The sequence below is a fragment of the Lentibacter algarum genome (assembly GCF_018860975.1).
Lineage (GTDB): Bacteria > Pseudomonadota > Alphaproteobacteria > Rhodobacterales > Rhodobacteraceae > Lentibacter > Lentibacter algarum_A.
On the sequence record NZ_JAHKQI010000002.1, the window covers coordinates 225,060 to 245,221 of the forward strand.

The window sequence follows — 20,162 nt, forward strand, 5'->3', positions numbered from 1 at the left end:
TTCACACAGGAAGCAGGCGCAGACAGCAACGGTAAGCGAATAGACGCTTTTCATTTGCGACATTGCTGACAAAATGGCCCACGAATGTTTCGTAAAGGAAAGCCATGAGCCATATGCCTGCCATCTTGCCACTGGGAACCGAAGGCTACCTTGTGCGTTTTGCAGACCAACTTGATGATGTGGCGAATCGTGCTGTTTTGCGTTTTGCAACCGAGGTCGAGGCGGATGAGATTGCGGGTGTGCTTGAAGTGAGCACAGCGCTGGCCTCGGTGTTTGTGCGCTTTGATCGCGGTGTTGCTGCGCGAAAAGACATTGTGAACAGTTTGCAGGCGCTATTGAACAGTCGTGACTGGTTTGCTGATACCAAAATTCAGCCTGCCCGGTTGTGGCGGGTTCCGGCGCTTTACGGCGGTGATGCCGGTCCGCAGTTGCGAGAAGCGGCTGAGCTTGCGGGCGTGTCGCAAGAGGCCGCGGTGCGCGAGCTGAGTCAGTCCAGGGTGCGGGTGCTCGCGCTTGGGTTTGCGCCGGGGCAGCCATATTTGGGCATGTTGCCAGAGCATTGGAACATCGGGCGGCAAGCCGAGCTCACGCCGTCGGTGCCTGCTGGCGCGCTGGTAATCGCTGTGCGGCAGTTGGTTTTGTTTGCCAATCCCTCTCCAACTGGCTGGCGGCAGATCGCGCTTACGAAGCTGCCATTATTTGATGTAAACGCTGAACACCCCTTTGCCCTGACGGCCGGTGACGAGCTAGTCTTTGAGGCCGTATCCGAGCATGATTTTGCTTTGTTAGAGACTGAAAACATGGGTGGAGCCAAGCTTGAAGAGGCCGCAACATGAGCGTCGTTTCGCTGCTTAAAGCCGGGCCGAACACCACCTTGCAAGACTTGGGCCGTGAGGGGTTTTTGAAATACGGCTTGTCGCGCGGAGGGGCGATGGACAGGCACGCATTGCTTGAGGCTTCGGCCTTGCTGGGCGGCGACATGAGCATTGCCGCGATCGAGACACCGACGGGGCTGCAAGCAACGGTGAGCGCACCGCAGCGGGTTGCGCTGACGGGCGCGCCAATGAAAGCTGATATCGACGGGCGTGCTTTGCGCTGGAACGCCAGCCATATTTTGATGCCAGATGAAGTGTTGACGCTGCGGCCTTCGGGGAGGGGCGTTTACGGCTATGTCGCCTTTGGCGGCGGGTTTGATGAGCGAAAGCAACTTGGCAGCGTCGCAACGCATTTGGGTGCGCGACTTGGGAAGGGCTTGCAGGGTGGTGACCAGCTGAAACTTGGCCAAGACAACAACCTCGCTGCGCCGCCCCTTGCAGTGCCGATCGCCGACAGGTTTTCTGGCGGCAGGCTCAGGTTTGTGACAGGGCCACAGACTGAACATTACAGTGTTGATGTGTTTGAACGCTTTGTTGCGACAAGATTTCGCAAGAGCGGACAAGCCAACCGTCAGGCAGCAAAACTTGAGCACGCCGGTGCCGGATTTAACGCGACAGACCAGCTTGGGGTCGTGTCTGATGTGATTGTTCCGGGCGACATCCAGATGACAGGCGCTGGCGAGCCTTACGTGCTCATGGCGGAATGTCAGACGATAGGTGGTTACCCGAGAATTGGAGCGGTGCTGGAAGAAGATATGCCGGTTGTTGCGCAAGCCGCGCCCGACTCTGAACTCTGGTTTGAAGTGATTTCACTTGAAGAGGCAGACAGGCTGTTCACACCTGAAAGGGACGTTTTGCGCAGATTTAGAGACATATCAGAGCCAGTGATACGCAGCCCACATGACATCGCGAACTTGCTGAGTTATCAGTTGATCAGCGGTGCAGTCGCTGGCGATGAGGAGTAGCACATGACCATCAAGGTTGATCTCAATTCAGACATGGGCGAGGGCTTTGGGCCCTGGAAAATGGGTGATGATGCGGCGCTGCTTGATGTGATCAGCTCGGCCAACATTGCCTGCGGCTTTCATGCCGGTGATCCTGATGTGATGGCCAACACGATGCGACTTGCAGTTCAGAATGATGTTGGCATAGGCGCGCACCCGGGGTTTGCTGACCTCAAAGGGTTCGGACGAAGGCGGATGAAACTTGGCGCGGAAGAACTGCAAAATCTGATTGCTTATCAGCTTGGAGCAGCGCGGGGCATAGCTGCCAGCGTTGGCACACAGGTGCGGCACTTCAAGCTGCATGGTGCATTGTCGAACATGTGTTCGGAAGACGCGGGGCTGGCGCGGCTTTGCTATGAGGCAGCGCTTAGGGTTGACCCTGACATAACCTTGATGGTGCTGTGTGAAACCGCGCAGCAAAGCGTGGCGCAAGACCTTGGTGCGAACTGGGCGGGCGAGATATTTGCCGACCGCGCTTATGAGGATGATGCGACGCTGGTTGACCGCTCGAAAAAGGGCGCTGTGTTAGATGATGCTGATGCCGCGGCAGAGCGCATTTTGCTCATGCTACAGGAAGGCGCGATCATTGCCTCGAGCGGCAAGCGCATACCTGCAAAGATCGACACTGTATGCCTGCACGGCGATACGGCAGAGGCCGTGAGTATGGCCCGTGCGTTACGGGCCAAACTCACAAGTTCGGGTGTTGAAATAGCGCAATTTGGCTAAGTTAGAGTCTAGTTTATCAATCCGGCGTGGCGCATTGCGGCGTCGATGGCGGCTTCTGTTTCGGCGGTGATAGCCGTAAGCGGCAAGCGCACTTCCGGACTGCAAAGACCGAGCTTTGAAAGAGCATATTTGGCGCCCACAAGACCTGGTTCAAGGAAGATCGCGATATGCAGCGGCATGAGTCTGTCTTGCAAGATTAGCGCTTTGGCGTAGTCGCCCTCAAGCGTTGCTGTCTGGAACTCGGCGCAAAGTGCAGGTGCGACATTGGCGGTGACAGAAATACAGCCAGATCCGCCGTGCGCGTTGTAGCCAAGCGCAGTTGCGTCTTCGCCGGAAAGCTGAATGAAGTCTTTGCCGCAAGTGATACGTTGAAGCGGCACGCGGCTGAGATCGCCTGTGGCGTCTTTTACGCCGGCAATGCGTGGCAATTTGGCCAGCTCACCCATAGTTTCGGGTGACATATCAACAACAGACCGCGGCGGGATGTTGTAGATGATGATCGGCAGGTTGCAGCAGTCGTGCACAGCGCGGAAGTGCGCGATGAGGCCTGCTTGCGTCGGTTTGTTGTAGTATGGCGTAACCACCAGCACACCGTCAGCACCGGCCTTTTCAGCCGCTTGCGCGAGGCGAATTGATTCGAGTGTGTTGTTTGAGCCGGCACCGGCGATAACGGGCACGCGGCCAGCAGTTGCTTTAACCACGGTTTCCACAACCAAGTCATGCTCGGCATGCGTCAGCGTTGGGCTTTCGCCTGATGTTCCGACGGGCACTAACCCGTGAGAGCCCTCACCGATATGCCACTCAACCAGTTGTTTGAGCGCTTCTACATCCACAGTTCCGTTGCTAAACGGCGTGATCAGGGCAGGCATTGAGCCTTTGAACATGATGCGCTCCTTCATTGTGTTTACAGGCCTTGCGACCGGCGGTTTTAGGCCTTAGCTCATGAGCACGCGCTTTCGTGAGTTGGCGCATGGTGTGAACACAAGCTATGCTGCGCCTGTTCTATCCTGTTTGTTAAGGAAAAATGCAAGAGATGTTTGCTCGGTTCCTGTTTCTTTTAGCCATGGTTATGCCTGTTGGTGCCGTGTTCGCCGAAGCGCCTGCAGCGCCGCGCCCGCTGAGCAGCGCAATTGTTGCCGCGTCAAAAGGCGACTGGGCGACAGCTGATGTATTGGCTGCGAAAGCTGCACCTGAAGCGCAGGTTTTTATTGAGTGGTTGCGGTTGCAAGGCGGGGCAGGCCCGGCTGACGCTGTGCTTGCTTTCGTAGAGCGTTATCCGCATTGGCCGGGGCTTGAGCGCCTCAAGACACGCAACGAGAAGCATTTTCGAGGCGCGCCCAACTCGCAGGTTTTGCGATTTTTCAAGGGGCATACGGCGCAGACAGGGCAGGGCATTCTGACTTTCACGAAAGCGCTGATCGAGGCAGGTGAACGCGACGAAGCCGAAGCTACGCTGATCATGGCATGGCGGAGCTTTGATCTGAGCGCGGAGCTACATAAGGCCTATTTGAAAGACCACGCCAAGTTGCTGGCGCCACATCACGAGGCGCGGCTTGATATGGCGCTGTTTCGCGGCCTGAAGGATGATGCGAACAGGATGATTGCGCTGGTGTCTGATGATCAGGCCAAGCTTGCGCGTGCGCGGTTGCAACTGCGTGCCAAGGCGAAAGACCCCGAGGCAGTTATCGCCTCTGTGCCTGAAAAGCTGCGCAGTGATCCGGGGCTCAAGTATGAGGAGTTTCTGTGGAACTATCATCGCGGCAGTAAGGAGCGCACGATCAAGCTGATGCTCGACCAGAGCGAAGAGGGTAAGTTGGGGGAACCGGCTCGCTGGGCCGGATGGCGGCGTAGCCTTGCGCGGCAAATCATGCGCGAAGACGATCCGATCACGGCTTACAGGCTGGCCATCAATCACGGGCTGACGGCAGGTAGTTCCTTTGCTGATCTTGAATGGCTTGCGGGGTATATTGCGCTGCGAAAGCTGAACAACGCGGGGCAGGCTGTTGTGCATTTCAAGCGGTTCATAGGGGCTGTTGAAACACCGATTTCGCTTGGCCGTGCGGGCTTTTGGCTGGGCGAGGCCTATACCGCGCTCGGAAAGACCAGAGAGGCGCAACTTTCGTATGAGTTCGGAGGCCAGCACCAGACGAGTTTCTACGGGTTACTGGCAGCTGAACGGGCGGGATTAGAGACTGATTCTGCGCTTTCCGGCAGCGAATACTTCCCCGCGTGGCAAGAGGCGGAGTTTGCGCAGGGCGACTTGGCAAAGCTCGTGGCTTTGTTGGCCAAGAACGGGCAACTGAGCCTGGCTGAACAGTTCATATTGAAGATTGGTGAGGACGCTGACCGCAAGACGCTTGGGCAGCTTGGAAATTTTGCACTCGACATTGGCGCGCCGCACCTTGCGGTGATGCTTGGAAAGGCCAGCGTGAAGCGCGGCATTACGTTGCCTGCGCACTATTACGCGCTGCACCCAATGCAAAATATGCATTTTCCTGTGCCTGTAGAAATGTCGCTCGCGATAGCGCGGCGGGAAAGCGAGTTTGACCCGAGCGTTGCCAGCGGCGCGGGCGCTCTTGGGTTGATGCAGCTGATGCCGCCGACCGCCGCCGAAGTTGCGGGCGAGTTGGGGCATGATCATGTGCCGTCGCGGGTGTTGAACGACTGGCGTTACAATGCCGAACTTGGCTCAGCTTATCTTGCGAAACTGGCAGAGCGATATGACGGCAATGTGATTATGATGGCGGCGGCATATAACGCCGGCCCTTCGCGGCCTGACGGCTGGATGAACGAGCGGGGCGATCCCCGGCAAGGGGTGATCGACGTGATTGACTGGATCGAGAGCATTCCCTTTGACGAGACGCGCAATTATGTGATGCGCGTTGCCGAAAGCCTGCCTGTCTACCGTGCGCGGCTTGGAGATGCGGCGCTTCCGGTGCCGTTCAGCAAGGAGCTTGTCGGCGGCACGATGCGCAAACTTCAGCTTGACTGACGCTCGCGCCAAAGCGTGAAAAGCCCAGCACACACAACAACGGCCGCGCCGATCGCAACGTTTAGCGCGACGGTTTCCGAGAACACAAACACGCCGATAAACGAGACGAACACCAGTTGTAAGTAAGCGAACGGCTGCACGGCGCTGGCTTCGGCAACTTCATAGACTTTGATCAGCAGGTAGTGCGCAGTTGCGCCGATGACGCAGAGCGCTGCCATCCAGAACCAATCATGTGCTGTCATTGGTTCCCATTGGGACACGCCGACAACTGTCATTACGATCGCGCCTGAAACACCTGTCCAGAAGAACGACGTTTCGGCAGTGTCTTTACGGGCGGCGTAACGCGTTAGCAAACCGTAGAGCGCGAACATGAGGGCGGAGGCAAGCGGCACGACTGCCGCGGGCGCGAACACACCAAGCCCAGGCTTGAGGATGATGAGCACGCCGACGAAGCCGATGAAAATCGCTGTCCAGCGCCGCCAACCGACGGCTTCTCCAAGGATCGGGCCGGAAAGCGCAGCAATGAGCAAAGGGTATGATGTGAAGATCGCGTGACTTTCGACAAGGCCAATCAGCGTGAAGGCGTAGACCATCACGCAAGTCTCGGCAGCGAGGAGAAGGCCACGGAAGATTTGCAGGAAAGGTTGCTCAGTGCGGGCAGCGGCACGGATGCCACCGTCTTTGCGCGAAGCGACAGCGGTTACAAATGCGGCGAAGAACCAGTAGCGAATCATCACCACCATAAGCACGCTATACTCGCCAGCGAGATAGCGCGAAATGCCGTCTTGCACCGCGAAGATGAAGGTTGTTGCGACCATCAGCCCGATGCCGAGGCGAGTGTTGTTCTGGGCGCTCATGCGGGCATCCTTGCGACTGTCATGTGGCGCTTGCGGCCGTATCCTTGGCGGCGCTGCACGGTGAAACCGCCGGCTTCCAGCGATCGGCGCACGAAACCCGCTGCGGTGTAGGTTGCTGCGGTTCCTTTGGGGGCAGTTTGAGCAGCGACTTGGGCGAGCAGGCTTTGCTCCCAAAGCTCGGGGTTCTTGGCTGGTGAGAAACCATCAAGAAACCAGGCGTCGGACTTTTGCGCCATATTAGAGACTGTTTTACGCGCATCACCGAGGATAAGGTTGAAGCTGAGACTTTCAGTTTTGATCGCGGTCGCGCCCGAGAGCCAATGCGGCGCGAGCTCTTCTCTGATGTCGGCAAGTTCGGGGAAAGCAGCCTGCGCCTTGAGCATGGCTTCAGCATCCATCGGGAAGGCCTCAAAGCTGGTGAAATGCAGACAGCCTTGCTGGCCACTATCACGCCAGAGCTTGAGCGTGGCGAGCAGGTTTAAGCCAGTGCCGAATCCGAGCTCGGCAATGTGAAATCCGTCACGAAACCGGGCGGGAAGATCATTCCCGTCGAGAAACACATAAGTGGTCTCGGCGAGACCATTCTCGAGGCTAAAATAGGGATCATCAAAGCGCTCGGAAACAGGCACTTGGCCTGAACGCCAGGAAAGCTCGGCTGTCTGGTTCATTTAGAGGTTATCCGGTAGAAGGTTCTCACCGCGAGCATGCCGCCCGCGCAGGAGTTTGGCAATGGTAGACGTGACAGTGCGAGGTGCCGGTGTTTTCGGCCTCAGCATCGCTTGGGAGTGCTTAAGTCGAGGGGCGAAGGTGCGGGTGATCGACCCGAACGGCGTTGCAGCAGGGGCAAGTGGCGGCATTGTCGGCGCGCTCGCACCGCATGTGCCGGAGAACTGGAACGAGAAGAAAGAGCGTCAGTTTGAGAGCTTGATTGCAGCAGAAGATTTTTGGAAGAATGTTCAGTTTTGGGCCGGAATAGAGACTAGTTATGCGCGCACAGGGCGAATACAGCCGCTTGCTGACGAACGCGCCGTTGCGTTGGCGCGCGGGCGAGAAGAGACATCGAAATTGCTTTGGAAGGGCAAGGCGCAGTGGCGCGTGTGCCATGCAGACGACTTGTTGGGCTTGGTGCCAGACAGCGCAACGGGGCAATATGTGCATGACACGCTCACCGCGCGGATTTTCCCCAAGCAAGCCTGCGAGGCTTTAGCAAAGGCCATAGAAGCGCGCGGCGGTGTGATCACTACGGAGGCCGAGGATGCCGGCAAAGTTGTTTGGGCAACCGGTGTGCATGATCTTGAACGCATGAACCGGCATTTCGCGGGCAATATCGGCAGTGCAGTGAAGGGGCAGGGCGCTTTGCTCAAATATGACGCAAGCAACGCGCCTCAGGTGTTTGCAGACACAGTGCATATTGTACCGCATTGGAACGGAACTGTAGCTGTTGGCTCAACCAGTGAGCGGGAGTTTGAAACACCTTTTGACACCGACGAGCAGCTTGATGCGGTGCTTGAGCGCGCATATGCGGTGCTGCCGGTTTTGCGTGATGCAGAAGTCATTCAACGCTGGGCAGGGCTGCGGCCTAAAGCCAAGAGCCGTGCACCGATGTTGGGTGCGCACCCCCTGTTTGAAGGGCAGTTCATCGCCAACGGCGGCTTTAAGATCGGCTTTGGAATGGCGACAGAAATTGCGCGGATGATGGCGGAGATGATTTTGGACGAAACAGACTCTATTCCGGCGGAATTTGGGCCTGACGCGTCGTTGTAGCTTCGGCTTGCATACATTGACGGCCATCGGACGCACGAACCCAGAGGCTGTTGTCTTTGATACAAAACTCGGCTGTCTCTGTGTGCATGAGCGCAGATGTGGCGCGGAAGGAAAAGCTTGCGAGCGCTCCAAGGTGCTTTTCGGCCATGAGCATGAGCATTTGCGCGAGAAGAGGGCCATGAACAACGAGGCCGGAGTAATGTTCAACCTCGCGCGAATAGGCTTCGTCATAGTGTATGCGATGCCCGTTGAATGTGAGAGCTGAATAGCGAAACAGAAGCGTTGAATTGAAGTCGCACGCATTGGACGATGTTTCGTCAGTGCGGGCCACAAGAACTTGCGGAGCTGGTGTGCTTGATGTCGGGTCTTCGCGGTAGACGAGGTCTTGATACTCGCGCAGGGCGACCCTGCTGTTTTGAGAGATATCATGTTGCAACGTCACAAAGGCGAGGGGGCCTGATTTGCCGTGTTTTTCACTCACAGAATGCAGGGTTGTTTGCTTTGTAGCGGCATGACCTGCGAGCAACGGAGTGTAGAACTCAAGCCGCCCACCAGCCCACATACGGCGCGGCAAACCGAGGTTCGGGATCAGGCTGTTGCCAGTAGCGGGGTGTCCGTCACGGCCGAGGTTTTCGGGCGGCTCAGGCGACCAGAAGTAAAGCTGATGGTAGAACGGTGGCAGTGTGCTGCCTTGCGTGATGTTTGCGGGCAGGCCAAGAGAGGCTTGCAGGGCGTTGGCGCGGGCCGGGTCGAGGATATCGGTGTGCGTTTCCATGTCGGAGAACCTATAAACTTGTTGCGCGCAGATTAGAGAAGCAAAGGGGAAAGGCAATGTCGGTTGTGACGGTTGAGGCGCTTGACCACCTTATGTTGCCGTTGTGGAGGGGCCCATCAAACGCACGGGGGGCTCGCGGGCCGATTATGTCGATCTAGATCAGAGATACTGACGGAAATTTTCTGGAAATTTCCGAGCTTCTTTAAGTGTTATCGTTACCTTTTTGGCCCAAGCTGAGGCGCATTGTTTCCAGTTTGTTGACAGTGTCGCAGGCATAGGCGAGAAAAACGAAACAAAGGCAGTAAGTTTTATGAAAATTGCGATGATAGGCACCGGCTATGTCGGTTTGGTTTCGGGCGTGTGCTTCTCTGATTTCGGGCATGATGTTGTCTGTGTCGACAAGAACCCTGAAAAAATTGAAATGCTCGAAGCTGGCGAAGTGCCGATCTTTGAGCCCGGCTTGCAGGCGCTTATGGCCAAGAATGTCAGTGCTGGCAGGCTGTCATTTACCACCGATCTGGTGAGTGCGGTTGCGGATGCGGAAGCAGTTTTCATTGCTGTCGGAACGCCAACAAGGCGCGGTGACGGGCATGCTGACCTGACTTATGTTATGGCCGCGGCTGAGGAGATCGCGCAGGCAGTAACGGGTTATACCGTGATTGTGACCAAATCGACTGTTCCGGTTGGCACCAACCGGCAGGTGAAGCAGACGGTGCGCAAAGCCAACCCCAAGCTAGAGTTCGATGTCGCTTCCAACCCCGAGTTTCTGCGGGAAGGCGCGGCGATCGACGACTTTATGAAGCCCGATCGTGTGGTTGTTGGCGTGCAAAGTGACCGCGCTGAAGAGGTGATGCAAGAAATCTACCGTCCGCTGTTTTTGCGCGATTTTCCGATCATTGTAACCGACCTTGAGAGCGCAGAGATGATCAAATATGCCGCCAACGCGTTTCTGGCGACTAAGATCACGTTTATCAACGAAATCGCAGCGCTGTGCGAGCGCACCGGAGCTGACGTGAAGCAAGTCAGCAAGGGCATGGGGCTTGACGGGCGCATCGGCAACAAATTCTTGCACTCGGGGCCGGGCTACGGCGGATCATGTTTTCCGAAAGACACCAAGGCGTTGGCCCGTATCGGGCAGGAAAACGGCCTGCCCATGCAGATCACCGAGACGGTTATCAAAGTCAACGAAGAGGTAAAGCGGCGGATGATCGACAAGCTGCTTGATCTCTGTGATGGCAGCTTTAACGGCAAGGTTGTTGCGGTGCTCGGTGTAACGTTCAAACCCGAGACCGATGACATGCGCGACGCGCCTTCACTGACGATTGTTCCGGCGCTGGTTGGTGGCGGTGCCAAGGTGCGCGTCGTTGATCCGCAAGGTGCCCACGAGGGCGAAGTTTTGCTGCCCGGCGTTCATTGGGTAGAGAATGCCTACAAGGCCGCGCAAAACGCTGATCTTGTCGTGATCCTGACGGAGTGGAACGAGTTCAGAGCGCTCGATCTGAAGCGGTTGGCGAAGCGGATGCACCACCCCAAGCTTGCTGACTTGCGAAACATATACACTGACAAAGACGCCAAGCGCGCGGGCTTTGAGGCCTATGTTTCGGTTGGCCGTCACGACTATATTGCTGCCCCTAAAGAAGACGAAGCCTAAAGCGTTTCGACTTATTGTTGAGACAGCGCGAGCAGGCAAAGCGCGTGCAGGTTATTGATGCTGTGCGCGTTTCTAAATCAAGCTATGCCTTAACTTCATCTCGAAACGCTTTAGGCCGAGCTACCGAGAGATGTTGCGGCTTTATCGGCTTGCTCGGTGTCTTTGGTGATCCAACGCGCCACGATCGCGCGGGCGATGTCGTCGTCGTGTTGCTCAAGCGCTGTTTTGATATCACGCACTGCGTTTGCAACTTCAATTTCTGACAGAGCACTTTCCTGAACGCGGAGGATTTTGCTATGCGGTGTCGTCAGCATATCTGACGAAATCAGCAGTTCTTCATGCAGCTTTTCACCGGGGCGCAGGCCAGTCACAGCTATCTCGATGTCGCCATGCGGATTTGCGGCGTCTTTGACTTGTAGGCCTGAAGCCGCGATCATTTGCTCGGCAAGGCGGCGAATGGGAACCGGATCACCCATGTCGAGCACAAACACGTCACCGCCGCGAGAATAGGAGCCAGCGAGCAGCACGAGGCGCGCGGCTTCCGAGATTGTCATGAAATAGCGGGTGACTTCGTCATGCGTGAGGGTCACTGGCCCGCCACGTTCGATCTGCTCTTCAAACAATGGAATGACAGAGCCTGACGACCCGAGGACATTGCCAAAGCGGACCATCGAGAACCGCGTGCCTTCAGGGCGTGAGGCGAGGTCTTGCACCACAAGCTCTGCCAGCCGTTTGGACGCGCCCATAACATTGACGGGGCGCACGGCTTTGTCTGTCGAAATAAGAATAAAGCGCGCGACTCCGGCGGCGCGAGCGGCTTCAGCGACCGTCTTGGTGCCGAGCACATTGTTCGTCAGGCCGGCAATAGCGTTTTCCTCGACAAGGGGCAGATGTTTGTAAGCAGCCGCGTGCAAGATCACATCAATTTGGTGCTGTGCGAGCACGTGCTCAACGAGTCCTTTGTCAGTGATAGAGCCAAGCACTGGTGTAACAGTGGCTTGCGGTGCCAACTCGGAAAGCTCCTTGTGGATGGTGTACAGCGCCAACTCGGAGTGATCAAAGAGCACAATCTTTGCTGGTTCACAGCTAATGATCTGACGGCACAATTCAGAGCCGATAGACCCGCCTGCACCGGTGATCAGGATGCTGCGGCCGGAGTAGCTCTCGGCGACGGTTGGCAACTGCTCGGACAGGTTGCCGCGGCCGAGCAGATCATTGATCGTAACAGGACTGGATTTTGAGCCGATAGCCCCCTCACCGATAAGTGTGGCAAAGCTGGGAAGCGAGTGAACTTCGCAGCCCAAAGCGCGTAGTTTGTGGGCAAGGCGGGCCTGCTCGGATTGCGACACAGAGGGCAGTGTCAGCACGATCCGGTCGATCCGCTCCTTGCGAACCAAGTCAGCCAGATTGACAGGGGAGAACACCGGCAGGCCTGCGATAACAAGGTTCTGCACCGTCGGATTATCATCAATAAAGGCGATCAGCTGCAAGCTTTCGTCGGATTGCAGTGCCATAGCAAGTTGCTGGCCAGTCTGGCTCGCCCCATAGACAAGAATTCGGGTGCGATCACTGCCACGACGGTAAATTTTGATGAGCAGATGCCGTAGCACGATGCGGATTGTAACCGTGGCGATCAGCAAGAACATTGTGAACACAGCGAAGACAGCATTTGAGCCGAAATCAGCCAGTTTGAAACTTAGCACATAGGCTATAGCCCCAAGGACTGCCGCAAATATCGCCGTTCTGACAATGCCCAGGAGCTCATATGAGTTCAATTTGATTCGCGGTAAGCCGAGGAGATTGCTGGCAAAACCACTGACCAGCATCAAGGTTACCAGCAATGGTGCAAGGCCCCAAATGCCTTGACCGGTTGTGGGTGCAGCGCCAACCAACCATATAGCTACAAGAAGGGAAGATGGCGCCATCAAAGCGTCAACTATCAGAAATATAAGTCTTTTTTGGGCTCTTGTAAGGTGCGTAGCGAAGTCGAGTGACATCATCAAAGACGTTCTCCAATATTCATTCTTCACACCGCTTACACTGTTTATTTAGACTAGGTTTGCATTATGAGCACTGCGCAAGAAGCACTAGGCCCATATTGCAACCATCTACAGAATACAGGAAGGCCGGCTGCAAAATCAATACAGCACGTCGCTAGCAGGCGTAAGTTGGCTCAAATTCGTGTTGAATTGCAAAAGGTTAACGACAAACCTCAGCGGCCTTTCCAGACTGGATCACGTTTTTCAGCAAAGGCCTTTGCGCCTTCGAGGTTGTCTTCTGATCCATAGAGCACATCTATCGTGCGCAGGTGTCGGCCTGTTACGCGGTTCATAGCGTCTTGGAATTTGCTGTCTTCGGCATCGCGCACAACTTCTTTGATTGCAGCGTAAACAAGTGGTGGGCCGGAAGCCAGCAAGCGAGCCATTTCCCAAGCGGCGTCCAAAAGGCCAGCCGAGGGGTGAATGTGGTTGACGATGCCCCAGGTTTTAGCTTCTTCGGCATCAAACCAGCGGCCCGTGAGCAGAAGTTCCATCGCGATATGATAGGGGATGCGCTTGGGGAGCTTTATGCTGGCTGCGTCAGCAATCGTGCCTGAGCGGATTTCTGGCAGCGCGAATGTGGCGTGTTCGGCAGCGAGGATAATGTCAGCCGAAAGCGCCCACTCAAGCCCGCCACCACAGGCGATGCCATTGACGGCCGCGATCACCGGCTTGTTGAGGTCACGCAATTCTTGCAAGCCACCAAACCCGCCAAGGCCGTAGTCGCCATCAACCGCGTCGCCGCCCGCTGCGCCTTTAAGGTCCCACCCCGGGCAGAAGAACTTCTCGCCAGCGCCGGTGATGATGCACACACGCAGGCTGTCATCATCGCGGAACTCGGCGAAGACATCGCCCATGATCCGGCTTGTCGCGAGGTCGATGGCATTGGCCTTCGGACGATCAAGAGTGACTTCGAGAATCGCGCCTTCGCGGCGGGTTTTGATGGGGGATTGTTGATCGCTCATGGCATGGCCTTTCGGATAAGTGCGTCAACTGCGACAGCGCCGTCGGGCGTGCAGATCAGCGGGTTCACTTCAACTTCTTCAATCTCGCTCAGATGTGCAATCACGTAGTCTTGCATTGCCAGAGTGGCGCGGATTATAGCCTTGCGATCAGCCGCAGGTTTACCACGATAACCAACCAAGAGCGGAGCGCATTTGAGGCGGGTTAGAGCCGCATCGACCTCGCTTGCGGTGACGGGCATAAGCAGCGAAGCGCTGTCCTGAAGCACCTCGGTGAGAACCCCGCCAGCGCCAAGTGTTAACAGCAGACCATGCGCCGGATCGCGGGTTACGCCCAGCAAGAGCTCGACAACAGTGTTGCTTTCCATCTCTTCGACAAGCCAGCTTTTGCCGCCCATCTTCTGCGCCGCCTTCATCGTATCTTCAGCGCTCGCAAGCCCGAGGGCAACGCCGCCGGAGTCTGACTTATGCGCCAGCCCTTCGGCTTTCAGAACCAGTGGAAAGGCAATGCCTTCAAGCTGCTCCTCAAGGTTATCCAGCGTGGTCAACTGCTTGGATTTTGGAACTGGCATACCATGAGCCGTCAACGCGCTTTTGGCTTCGGCCTCGGAGAGCGTAACAGCACCAGCAACTTCACCTGCCGGTAAGGGGGGCGTGCCGGGAACGGGGGCCTGAAGCGCGGCAGCCTCAACAGCAATGATCGCTTCGGTTAGCCCCATAAAGGGCACGACACCGGCTTGCATAAACTGCGTGGCAAGCTCGGGTGGCAGCAGCTCGGGCAGTGTCGTGACGACACCGTAGGGCCGCCCCGTGCGCTTGTGGGCGTTGATGATGGCTTCTGTCGCGCAGGCCCAGTCACCTGCATCGGTGTGCGGGTAGTCAACAATCGCCAGTGTGATGCCGGTATCAGGCCCGGCCATTGCTGCGAATGTGTCGGTCATCCGCGCGGTGTCGCGCCAGATATAGGTGTGGTAGTCAAGCGGATTGGCCAGTGCAACTTTAGGGCCGAGAGCTTCAAACAGTTGGCTTTTCTGCGTTTCGCTCAGCGGCGGAAATTCGAGCGCGCGGCCATGAGCTGTGTCGGCCGCGAGGCTCGCCTCACCGCCCGAGCAGCTGATGGTTGCCAGCGTTGGGGCCTCCAGCCGCCCGCAGACATGCATGAGTTTGAGTGTTTCCAGAAAGCTCGGCACATCCGGCACGCGGGCAATTCCGAGACGTTTGAGCAGGGCATCGGCGCCTGCATCGTTCCCCGCGAGAGAGGCAGTATGCGAGACTGTTGCTGCCTGAGCATGACTTGAGCGGCCAACTTTTAACGCGACCAGAGGGACGCATTTGGCCTCTGCTTTGAGTGCCAAGCTGTGCCATTCAGCCGTGTCGCCAAAGCCTTCGATGTGCAGGCCAATCGCGGTGACGCGCGGATCGTCGAGAAGCTGCATCGCAATTTGCGCTTGCGATGTCTGCGCCATGTTTCCGCAGGCCACGGTATAGGCAAGAGGCAACCCGCGCAGTTGCATGGTCATGTTAATCGCAATGTTCGAGCTTTGCGTGAGGATCGCTACGCCGCTTTCAACCGGTTGGCATCCGTGCTGATCCGGCCAGATAGCGGTTCGGTCGAGCGCGTTGACAAAGCCGTAACAGTTCGGGCCGAGAATGGGCATATCTCCCGCGGCCTCAACAAGTTGAGCCTGCAAATCGGCACCGTCGGTAAGCTCGGCGCTGGCTTCGGAAAAACCGGATGCAAAGCACACAGCGCCGCCAGCGTTCAGGGCTGCCAACTCGGCAACGATCTCGATTGTGGCGTTGCGGTTCACACCGATGAACGCGGCATCAATCGGCCCGTCCCATGCGGCGAGTGATGTAACCGCTTTGCGCCCTGCGATCATTTTTCCGTCTGGATGCACAGGGAAAATGCTACCTTCAAAGCCGATCATCTCTGCGGCCTTGATGATAGATGCGCACCATGCCCCGCCGCCGATGACAGCGATGGATTTGGGATTTAGTAACTTGCTCAGGTCTTGGTGCACGTTGTCACCCACCAAGCGGGCGCAAGAGGTCGCGACTGATGATGTGACGCTGGATCTCGCTGGTGCCTTCCCAGATGCGCTCGACGCGGGCATCACGCCAGATACGCTCAAGCGGGAGCTCGTCCATCAGGCCCATGCCGCCGTGAATCTGGATCGCCTCGTCTGCCACCATCGCCAGCACTTCGGTTGCCTTGAGTTTGGCCATCGACATGTCGGCCTCGGTGACTGTGCCTTGGTCAAACTTCCAGCCAGCTTCTTGCATTAGCAAGTTCGCGGCTTTGATCTCAAGCGCCATATCGGCGAGCTTGAACGACACGCCTTGGAACTTGGAAATCTGCTGGCCGAATTGCTTGCGTTCGGCAGAGTAAGCCAAAGCATGCTCAAAGGCCCTTTCAGCACGGCCAAGGGATGTTGCCGCGACTTGCAGGCGCGTTGCACCGAGCCAGTCGTTGGCGACATTGAAGCCTTTGTGAACTTCGCCAAGCACGGCAGACTTAGGCAGGCGGCAGTTGTCAAACTCGAGCACGGCATTGGTGTAGCCGCGGTGCGAGACGTTGCGATAGCCGTCACGCACGCTAAAACCGGGAGTGCCTTTGTCGACAAAGAATGCGGTGATCAGCTTTTTCTTTCCGCGCGGGGTTTCTTCCTCGCCTGTCGCCATGAACACGATCGAGAAGTCGGCGATATCGGCGTGCGAAATGAAATGCTTGGTGCCGTTGAGAACAAAGTCACCGCCGTCTTCCTTCGCGCTTGCTGTCATGCCGCGCAGATCAGAACCTGCACCAGGCTCTGTCATGGCCAAACAGTCCCACTTTTCACCGCGGATACACGGGTAGAGATACTGCTCTCGCTGCTCTTCGGTGCCTGCCAACAGAATGTTTGACGGGCGCGCAACACATGTCCAATGCAGCGCATAGTTGGCGCGGCCGAGTTCTTTTTCATAAAGCAACCACGAAAGCGTATCGAGGCCAGCACCGCCCACATCTTCGGGCATATTCGCCGCATAAAGCCCGGCCTCTATTGCCTTGGGCTGTATCTCGCGGATGAGTTCCATCGGCAGATGCCCTGTTCGCTCGACAAGAGCCTCGTGCGGGTAGAGTTCTTTCTCTACAAAGGCGCGCGTCGTGTCGACGATCATTTGTTGTTCTTCGGTCATGGCGAATTGCATGGGCGTGTCCTTGCTAAGGTGGCGTTGCTTCCGGTTTGTCGCTGTTGGGCAGGTGGCTCAAGCGGTATCTGCAATCAGGTTGCGTAGTTAGAACCTTCATCATCGAGGATTGCCTTGAGTTCAGACAAATGCCGCTCGTCTTGCTCGGGGTAGTCCTCAAGCTCTTGTGCGGTTTTCTCGGCGATGTCGTCGGGCAAAACACGCAAGGGCTGGCCTGTTTGCAGAGCGCGGATGTATGTTTCGGCGGCGCGCTCGAAATAGTAGAGGCGGTTAAAGGTTTCGGCGACGGTTGCGCCGATAATCAAAACGCCGTGGTTGCCCATGATCATCACCTTCTGTTTTGGGTCGCTAAACAGCGCGGCACAGCGCGCACCTTCATCTTCAAAGGCGAGGCCTCCGTAGCTCTCGTCGATCACATAGCGGTTAAAGAACGTCGCGCAGTTTTGGTCGATTGGCGGGAGGCGGCTGTCGGCAAGAGAGGCCAGAACGGTTGCGTGAATGGAGTGCACATGCATCGCGCATCGCGCGTGTTTGCAAGCACGGTGCAACCCGCCGTGGAGGCCCCATGCTGTCGGGTCGGGCGCGTTGGGGCCTTCAAGTGATGCAGGGTCGTTCGCATCGAGTTCGAGCAAGTCAGAGGCTTTGATGCGTGAGAAGTGCGCCTGATTGGGGTTGATCAGAAAGCGTGTGCCCTCGTCGTTGACGGCGAGGCTAAAGTGGTTGGCAACGCCTTCGTGCATGTTCAGCCGCGCCGTCCAACGGAAGGCGGCGGCCATATCGACGCGCTCGTGCCAGTGATCGAGGTTGGTGAACGTCATGAAACCGACTCCCTTTTGGGGAGACTGCACGGGCTGAAAACGGCACTCAAGCGTGTTTGCGACTTTCGTTCAGGTTTTTGGCCGGGACGGCACCCAAGCGTAACCATCGGCGCAGAGGATGAAGGCCTCGCGCAGCCCATGCGGTTTGTCTGTCGGGGCTTGAAGGATGGTTCCACCAGCGGCTTCGGCGATTTGCGCCGCTTTGTCAGGGTCGCAGTCATAGAGCCTGATCTCGATGCCGGCACCACGAGGCGGATTTTCGGGAAGAAGACCGAGCAGCGGGTTTGACGCATAGGTGCTGTCGGCGTGCAATTGCATGACGTTGCTACCCTGAGTGATGATCGCGAAATCGGAGGACAGACGATGTGCTTTCATGCCGAAAACAGTCTCTAAGAAGGCGGCAGTGCGCTTCACGTCAGTCACCAACAAGTTAAACCCAAACCCGCGGAGGCCTGAGCCAAATTCCTCTGGGCTGACTGTTTCATAGTCCATGATGTGCTCCTTGAACCTTATCGGGCTTCGTGACACCCTAAGCTTAACCCAGCCTTGCAACAGAGTGCTGGTTTTCTTTTAACTGATAGGAGCGGCGGATGCCTTCGCAATTTGTGACACCTGATCAGGGCGAATTCCAGAGTTTTGATGATGCGAAGGAAGCCGTCGCGCGACTGATCGAGCTCTATGACATCTCCGTTGAGTTTCTGTGCAAAACTTTTAGCGAGTCGATGATTGAAGTGCCTACGGGCGGTCGGATGAGGGCGTTTTACCCGCAAGTCCGAATTGAAACCACGAGCTATGCACAGATTGACAGCCGCCTTAGCTTTGGACATGTCAGCCAGCCCGGGCGGCACAGCACGACGATCACGCGGCCAGACTTGTTTGCCGACTATCTCACGCAACAACTGGAACTTCTGATGGAGAACCATCAAGTGCCTGTTGAGGTCGGATACTCCGACACCCCGATGCCTGTTCATTTTGCCGTCGCCAATGACGCGCGGGTTTCCGTGCCACAAGAGGGCGCTGCCGAGTTCACGCTGCGCGATGTCTTTGATGTGCCGGACCTGAGCACGACCAACGATGACATCGTGAACGGAACCTACCAAGCCGGAGAGGACGGCGCCGAGCCCTTGGCACCTTTCACGGCGCAGCGGGTTGACTACTCGCTGGCACGGTTGGCGCATTACACTGCAACTGCGCCAGAGCACTTTCAGAACCACATTTTGTTCACCAACTACCAGTTTTACGTGAACGAGTTTGAAGCCTACGCGCGCAAAATGCTGGCCGACAAAGACAGCGGCTACACCAGCTTTGTCGGCACCGGCAATGCCGAGATCACCAGTGCGGATGGCTTACTGCCAACGCCCGACAAGTTGCCGCAAATGCCGAGTTATCACCTCAAGCGGGCTGACGGCTCGGGGATTACGTTGGTGAACATCGGTGTCGGGCCATCAAACGCCAAGACAGCGACAGACCATATCGCAGTTTTGCGCCCGCATGCTTGGCTTATGGTCGGGCATTGTGCAGGGCTACGCAATTCACAACAGCTCGGTGATTTTGTGCTCGCCCACGCTTACTTGCGTGAAGACAAAGTGCTTGATGATGACCTGCCTGTTTGGGTGCCGGTTCCGGCACTTGCAGAGATACAGGTCGCGCTGGAAGAGGCTGTTGCCGATGTGACGATGCTGAAAGGCTATGAGTTGAAACGCCTGATGCGCACTGGCACCGTTGCGAGCCTCGATAACCGCAACTGGGAATTGCGCGAAAACGAGGGCCCTGTGCAGCGCCTCAGTCAAAGCCGTGCTGTTGCGCTTGATATGGAGAGTGCAACGATCGCTGCAAACGGTTTTCGCTTTCGGGTTCCTTACGGCACGTTGCTTTGTGTGTCGGACAAACCGCTGCACGGCGAACTGAAGCTGCCCGGCATGGCCAGCGACTTTTACACAACTCAAGTGAGCCGGCATTTGATGATCGGCATCAAAGCGATGGAGTCACTGCGTGATATGCCGCTTGAGCGCCTGCACAGCCGGAAACTACGCAGTTTTAGCGAAACAGCCTTCCTTTAGGCCGGAAAAACGCAGAAAAACGCATATTTTCTTGCCTGAACAGCACACATATCGTTGTGTTGCACCGCATCATGCAGTTATATGAGCGCAATGGGGCCCTATATCGGGCAATTACAGGAGAAACCAATGACAAAACCAATGACAAAAACCCAACTCGTAGCAGCACTCGCCGAGGAAATGGGCAGCGACAAGAAATCAGCTGGCTCAGCTCTTGAAGCCATCATCGCGATCATCACCAAAGAAGTATCAGGCGGCGGCGCCGTGACACTTCCTGGCGTTGGCAAAATCTACTGCCGTGAGCGCCCAGAGCGTATGGTTCGCAACCCGGCGACCGGCGAGCAGATCAAGAAAGACGCGGACAAGGTTGTCAAAATGACAATCGCCAAAGCGCTTAAAGACAGCGTTAACGGCTAAGCTGGACTTTCAGCAAAGTTTCCGAAAGGGTCG

18 protein-coding genes are annotated in these 20,162 nt (G+C 56.7%); 8 read left to right on the top strand and 10 right to left on the bottom strand.

The features are described 5' to 3' along the window. Nucleotides 1-104: 104 nt before the first annotated feature. From KO498_RS01755 to KO498_RS01765, 3 genes are read left to right on the top strand one after another with little or no spacing between them, the layout of a single operon-like run. On the top strand, nucleotides 105-836 hold the full coding sequence (locus KO498_RS01755) for a 5-oxoprolinase subunit B family protein (RefSeq protein ID WP_215958150.1): 732 nt from the start codon (nucleotides 105-107) through the stop codon (nucleotides 834-836). Further along, nucleotides 833-1,840 carry a biotin-dependent carboxyltransferase family protein gene (locus KO498_RS01760; RefSeq protein ID WP_215958151.1) on the top strand — a complete coding sequence of 336 codons (1,008 nt, stop codon included), beginning with the start codon at nucleotides 833-835 and terminating at the stop codon, nucleotides 1,838-1,840. Before KO498_RS01755 ends, KO498_RS01760 begins: the two co-directional genes overlap by 4 nt. Nucleotides 1,841-1,843: 3 nt before the next feature. Then, nucleotides 1,844-2,605: a LamB/YcsF family protein gene (locus tag KO498_RS01765; protein WP_215958152.1), complete on the top strand. Its 762-nt coding sequence runs from the start codon at nucleotides 1,844-1,846 to the stop codon at nucleotides 2,603-2,605. Between the two features lie 8 nt (nucleotides 2,606-2,613). On the opposite strand, the gene dapA is transcribed toward KO498_RS01765, so the two are convergent. Further along, the gene (gene dapA / locus KO498_RS01770; RefSeq protein WP_215958153.1) at nucleotides 2,614-3,489 is read right to left on the bottom strand and encodes a 4-hydroxy-tetrahydrodipicolinate synthase; all 876 of its coding nucleotides are present in this window, start codon (nucleotides 3,487-3,489) and stop codon (nucleotides 2,614-2,616) included. Nucleotides 3,490-3,629: 140 nt separating this feature from the next. Between dapA and KO498_RS01775 the strand changes: the two genes are divergently transcribed. Further along, nucleotides 3,630-5,597 carry a lytic transglycosylase domain-containing protein gene (locus KO498_RS01775; protein ID WP_215958154.1) on the top strand — a complete coding sequence of 656 codons (1,968 nt, stop codon included), beginning with the start codon at nucleotides 3,630-3,632 and terminating at the stop codon, nucleotides 5,595-5,597. Here the strand turns inward: KO498_RS01775 and KO498_RS01780 are convergent. Beyond that, complete coding sequence (locus KO498_RS01780; protein ID WP_215958155.1) at nucleotides 5,585-6,454, bottom strand: DMT family transporter; 870 nt, start codon at nucleotides 6,452-6,454, stop codon at nucleotides 5,585-5,587. The two genes, KO498_RS01775 and KO498_RS01780, sit on opposite strands and share 13 nt — an antisense overlap. Then, nucleotides 6,451-7,122, bottom strand: a complete 672-nt coding sequence (gene mnmD, locus KO498_RS01785) for a tRNA (5-methylaminomethyl-2-thiouridine)(34)-methyltransferase MnmD (RefSeq protein ID WP_215958156.1) — start codon at nucleotides 7,120-7,122, stop codon at nucleotides 6,451-6,453. Before mnmD ends, KO498_RS01780 begins: the two co-directional genes overlap by 4 nt. A gap of 61 nt (nucleotides 7,123-7,183) precedes the next feature. Between mnmD and KO498_RS01790 the strand changes: the two genes are divergently transcribed. Beyond that, nucleotides 7,184-8,218 (top strand): NAD(P)/FAD-dependent oxidoreductase, encoded by a 1,035-nt coding sequence (locus KO498_RS01790; RefSeq protein ID WP_215958157.1) that lies wholly within the window; start codon nucleotides 7,184-7,186, stop codon nucleotides 8,216-8,218. On the opposite strand, the gene KO498_RS01795 is transcribed toward KO498_RS01790, so the two are convergent. Further along, nucleotides 8,181-8,993, bottom strand: coding sequence for an FAS1-like dehydratase domain-containing protein (locus KO498_RS01795; protein ID WP_215958158.1), 813 nt, complete (start codon nucleotides 8,991-8,993; stop codon nucleotides 8,181-8,183). The two genes, KO498_RS01790 and KO498_RS01795, sit on opposite strands and share 38 nt — an antisense overlap. A 310-nt stretch (nucleotides 8,994-9,303) precedes the next feature. On the opposite strand from KO498_RS01795, the gene KO498_RS01800 reads away from it, so the two are divergent. Next, entirely contained in the window at nucleotides 9,304-10,644 is a 1,341-nt protein-coding gene (locus KO498_RS01800) for a UDP-glucose dehydrogenase family protein (RefSeq protein WP_215958159.1), read from the top strand. A 110-nt stretch (nucleotides 10,645-10,754) separates the two neighbouring features. On the opposite strand, the gene KO498_RS01805 is transcribed toward KO498_RS01800, so the two are convergent. The 6 genes from KO498_RS01805 to KO498_RS01830 form a co-directional block, all read right to left on the bottom strand. Continuing rightward, entirely contained in the window at nucleotides 10,755-12,641 is a 1,887-nt protein-coding gene (locus tag KO498_RS01805) for a polysaccharide biosynthesis protein (RefSeq protein WP_215958326.1), read from the bottom strand. 215 nt (nucleotides 12,642-12,856) lie between these two features. Further along, the gene (locus tag KO498_RS01810; RefSeq protein ID WP_215958160.1) at nucleotides 12,857-13,648 is read right to left on the bottom strand and encodes a carnitinyl-CoA dehydratase; all 792 of its coding nucleotides are present in this window, start codon (nucleotides 13,646-13,648) and stop codon (nucleotides 12,857-12,859) included. Next, nucleotides 13,645-15,669: an acetate--CoA ligase family protein gene (locus tag KO498_RS01815; protein WP_215958161.1), complete on the bottom strand. Its 2,025-nt coding sequence runs from the start codon at nucleotides 15,667-15,669 to the stop codon at nucleotides 13,645-13,647. Before KO498_RS01815 ends, KO498_RS01810 begins: the two co-directional genes overlap by 4 nt. A 4-nt stretch (nucleotides 15,670-15,673) precedes the next feature. Beyond that, nucleotides 15,674-16,837 carry an acyl-CoA dehydrogenase family protein gene (locus KO498_RS01820; RefSeq protein WP_215958162.1) on the bottom strand — a complete coding sequence of 388 codons (1,164 nt, stop codon included), beginning with the start codon at nucleotides 16,835-16,837 and terminating at the stop codon, nucleotides 15,674-15,676. 74 nt (nucleotides 16,838-16,911) lie between these two features. Continuing rightward, entirely contained in the window at nucleotides 16,912-17,655 is a 744-nt protein-coding gene (locus KO498_RS01825) for a class II aldolase and adducin N-terminal domain-containing protein (RefSeq protein WP_215958163.1), read from the bottom strand. A gap of 69 nt (nucleotides 17,656-17,724) precedes the next feature. Beyond that, nucleotides 17,725-18,147, bottom strand: a complete 423-nt coding sequence (locus KO498_RS01830) for a VOC family protein (RefSeq protein WP_215958164.1) — start codon at nucleotides 18,145-18,147, stop codon at nucleotides 17,725-17,727. A gap of 98 nt (nucleotides 18,148-18,245) precedes the next feature. Between KO498_RS01830 and KO498_RS01835 the strand changes: the two genes are divergently transcribed. Together KO498_RS01835 and KO498_RS01840 are read left to right on the top strand one after the other, a co-directional pair. Further along, complete coding sequence (locus tag KO498_RS01835) at nucleotides 18,246-19,715, top strand: AMP nucleosidase (protein WP_215958165.1); 1,470 nt, start codon at nucleotides 18,246-18,248, stop codon at nucleotides 19,713-19,715. A 126-nt stretch (nucleotides 19,716-19,841) separates the two neighbouring features. Then, entirely contained in the window at nucleotides 19,842-20,129 is a 288-nt protein-coding gene (locus tag KO498_RS01840) for an HU family DNA-binding protein (protein ID WP_215958166.1), read from the top strand. Nucleotides 20,130-20,162: the final 33 nt, after the last annotated feature.

Coding starts and splice junctions, on each gene's coding strand:
- KO498_RS01755 (WP_215958150.1), top strand. CDS start 105: ATGAGCCATATGCCTGCCATCTTGCCACTGGGAACCGAAGGCTACCTT.
- KO498_RS01760 (WP_215958151.1), top strand. CDS start 833: ATGAGCGTCGTTTCGCTGCTTAAAGCCGGGCCGAACACCACCTTGCAA.
- KO498_RS01830 (WP_215958164.1), bottom strand. CDS start 18,147: ATGGACTATGAAACAGTCAGCCCAGAGGAATTTGGCTCAGGCCTCCGC.
- KO498_RS01790 (WP_215958157.1), top strand. CDS start 7,184: ATGGTAGACGTGACAGTGCGAGGTGCCGGTGTTTTCGGCCTCAGCATC.
- KO498_RS01805 (WP_215958326.1), bottom strand. CDS start 12,641: ATGTCACTCGACTTCGCTACGCACCTTACAAGAGCCCAAAAAAGACTT.
- KO498_RS01825 (WP_215958163.1), bottom strand. CDS start 17,655: ATGACGTTCACCAACCTCGATCACTGGCACGAGCGCGTCGATATGGCC.
- KO498_RS01810 (WP_215958160.1), bottom strand. CDS start 13,648: ATGAGCGATCAACAATCCCCCATCAAAACCCGCCGCGAAGGCGCGATT.
- KO498_RS01840 (WP_215958166.1), top strand. CDS start 19,842: ATGACAAAACCAATGACAAAAACCCAACTCGTAGCAGCACTCGCCGAG.
- KO498_RS01765 (WP_215958152.1), top strand. CDS start 1,844: ATGACCATCAAGGTTGATCTCAATTCAGACATGGGCGAGGGCTTTGGG.
- KO498_RS01820 (WP_215958162.1), bottom strand. CDS start 16,837: ATGCAATTCGCCATGACCGAAGAACAACAAATGATCGTCGACACGACG.
- KO498_RS01795 (WP_215958158.1), bottom strand. CDS start 8,993: ATGGAAACGCACACCGATATCCTCGACCCGGCCCGCGCCAACGCCCTG.
- dapA (WP_215958153.1), bottom strand. CDS start 3,489: ATGTTCAAAGGCTCAATGCCTGCCCTGATCACGCCGTTTAGCAACGGA.
- KO498_RS01800 (WP_215958159.1), top strand. CDS start 9,304: ATGAAAATTGCGATGATAGGCACCGGCTATGTCGGTTTGGTTTCGGGC.
- mnmD (WP_215958156.1), bottom strand. CDS start 7,122: ATGAACCAGACAGCCGAGCTTTCCTGGCGTTCAGGCCAAGTGCCTGTT.
- KO498_RS01835 (WP_215958165.1), top strand. CDS start 18,246: ATGCCTTCGCAATTTGTGACACCTGATCAGGGCGAATTCCAGAGTTTT.
- KO498_RS01780 (WP_215958155.1), bottom strand. CDS start 6,454: ATGAGCGCCCAGAACAACACTCGCCTCGGCATCGGGCTGATGGTCGCA.
- KO498_RS01775 (WP_215958154.1), top strand. CDS start 3,630: ATGCAAGAGATGTTTGCTCGGTTCCTGTTTCTTTTAGCCATGGTTATG.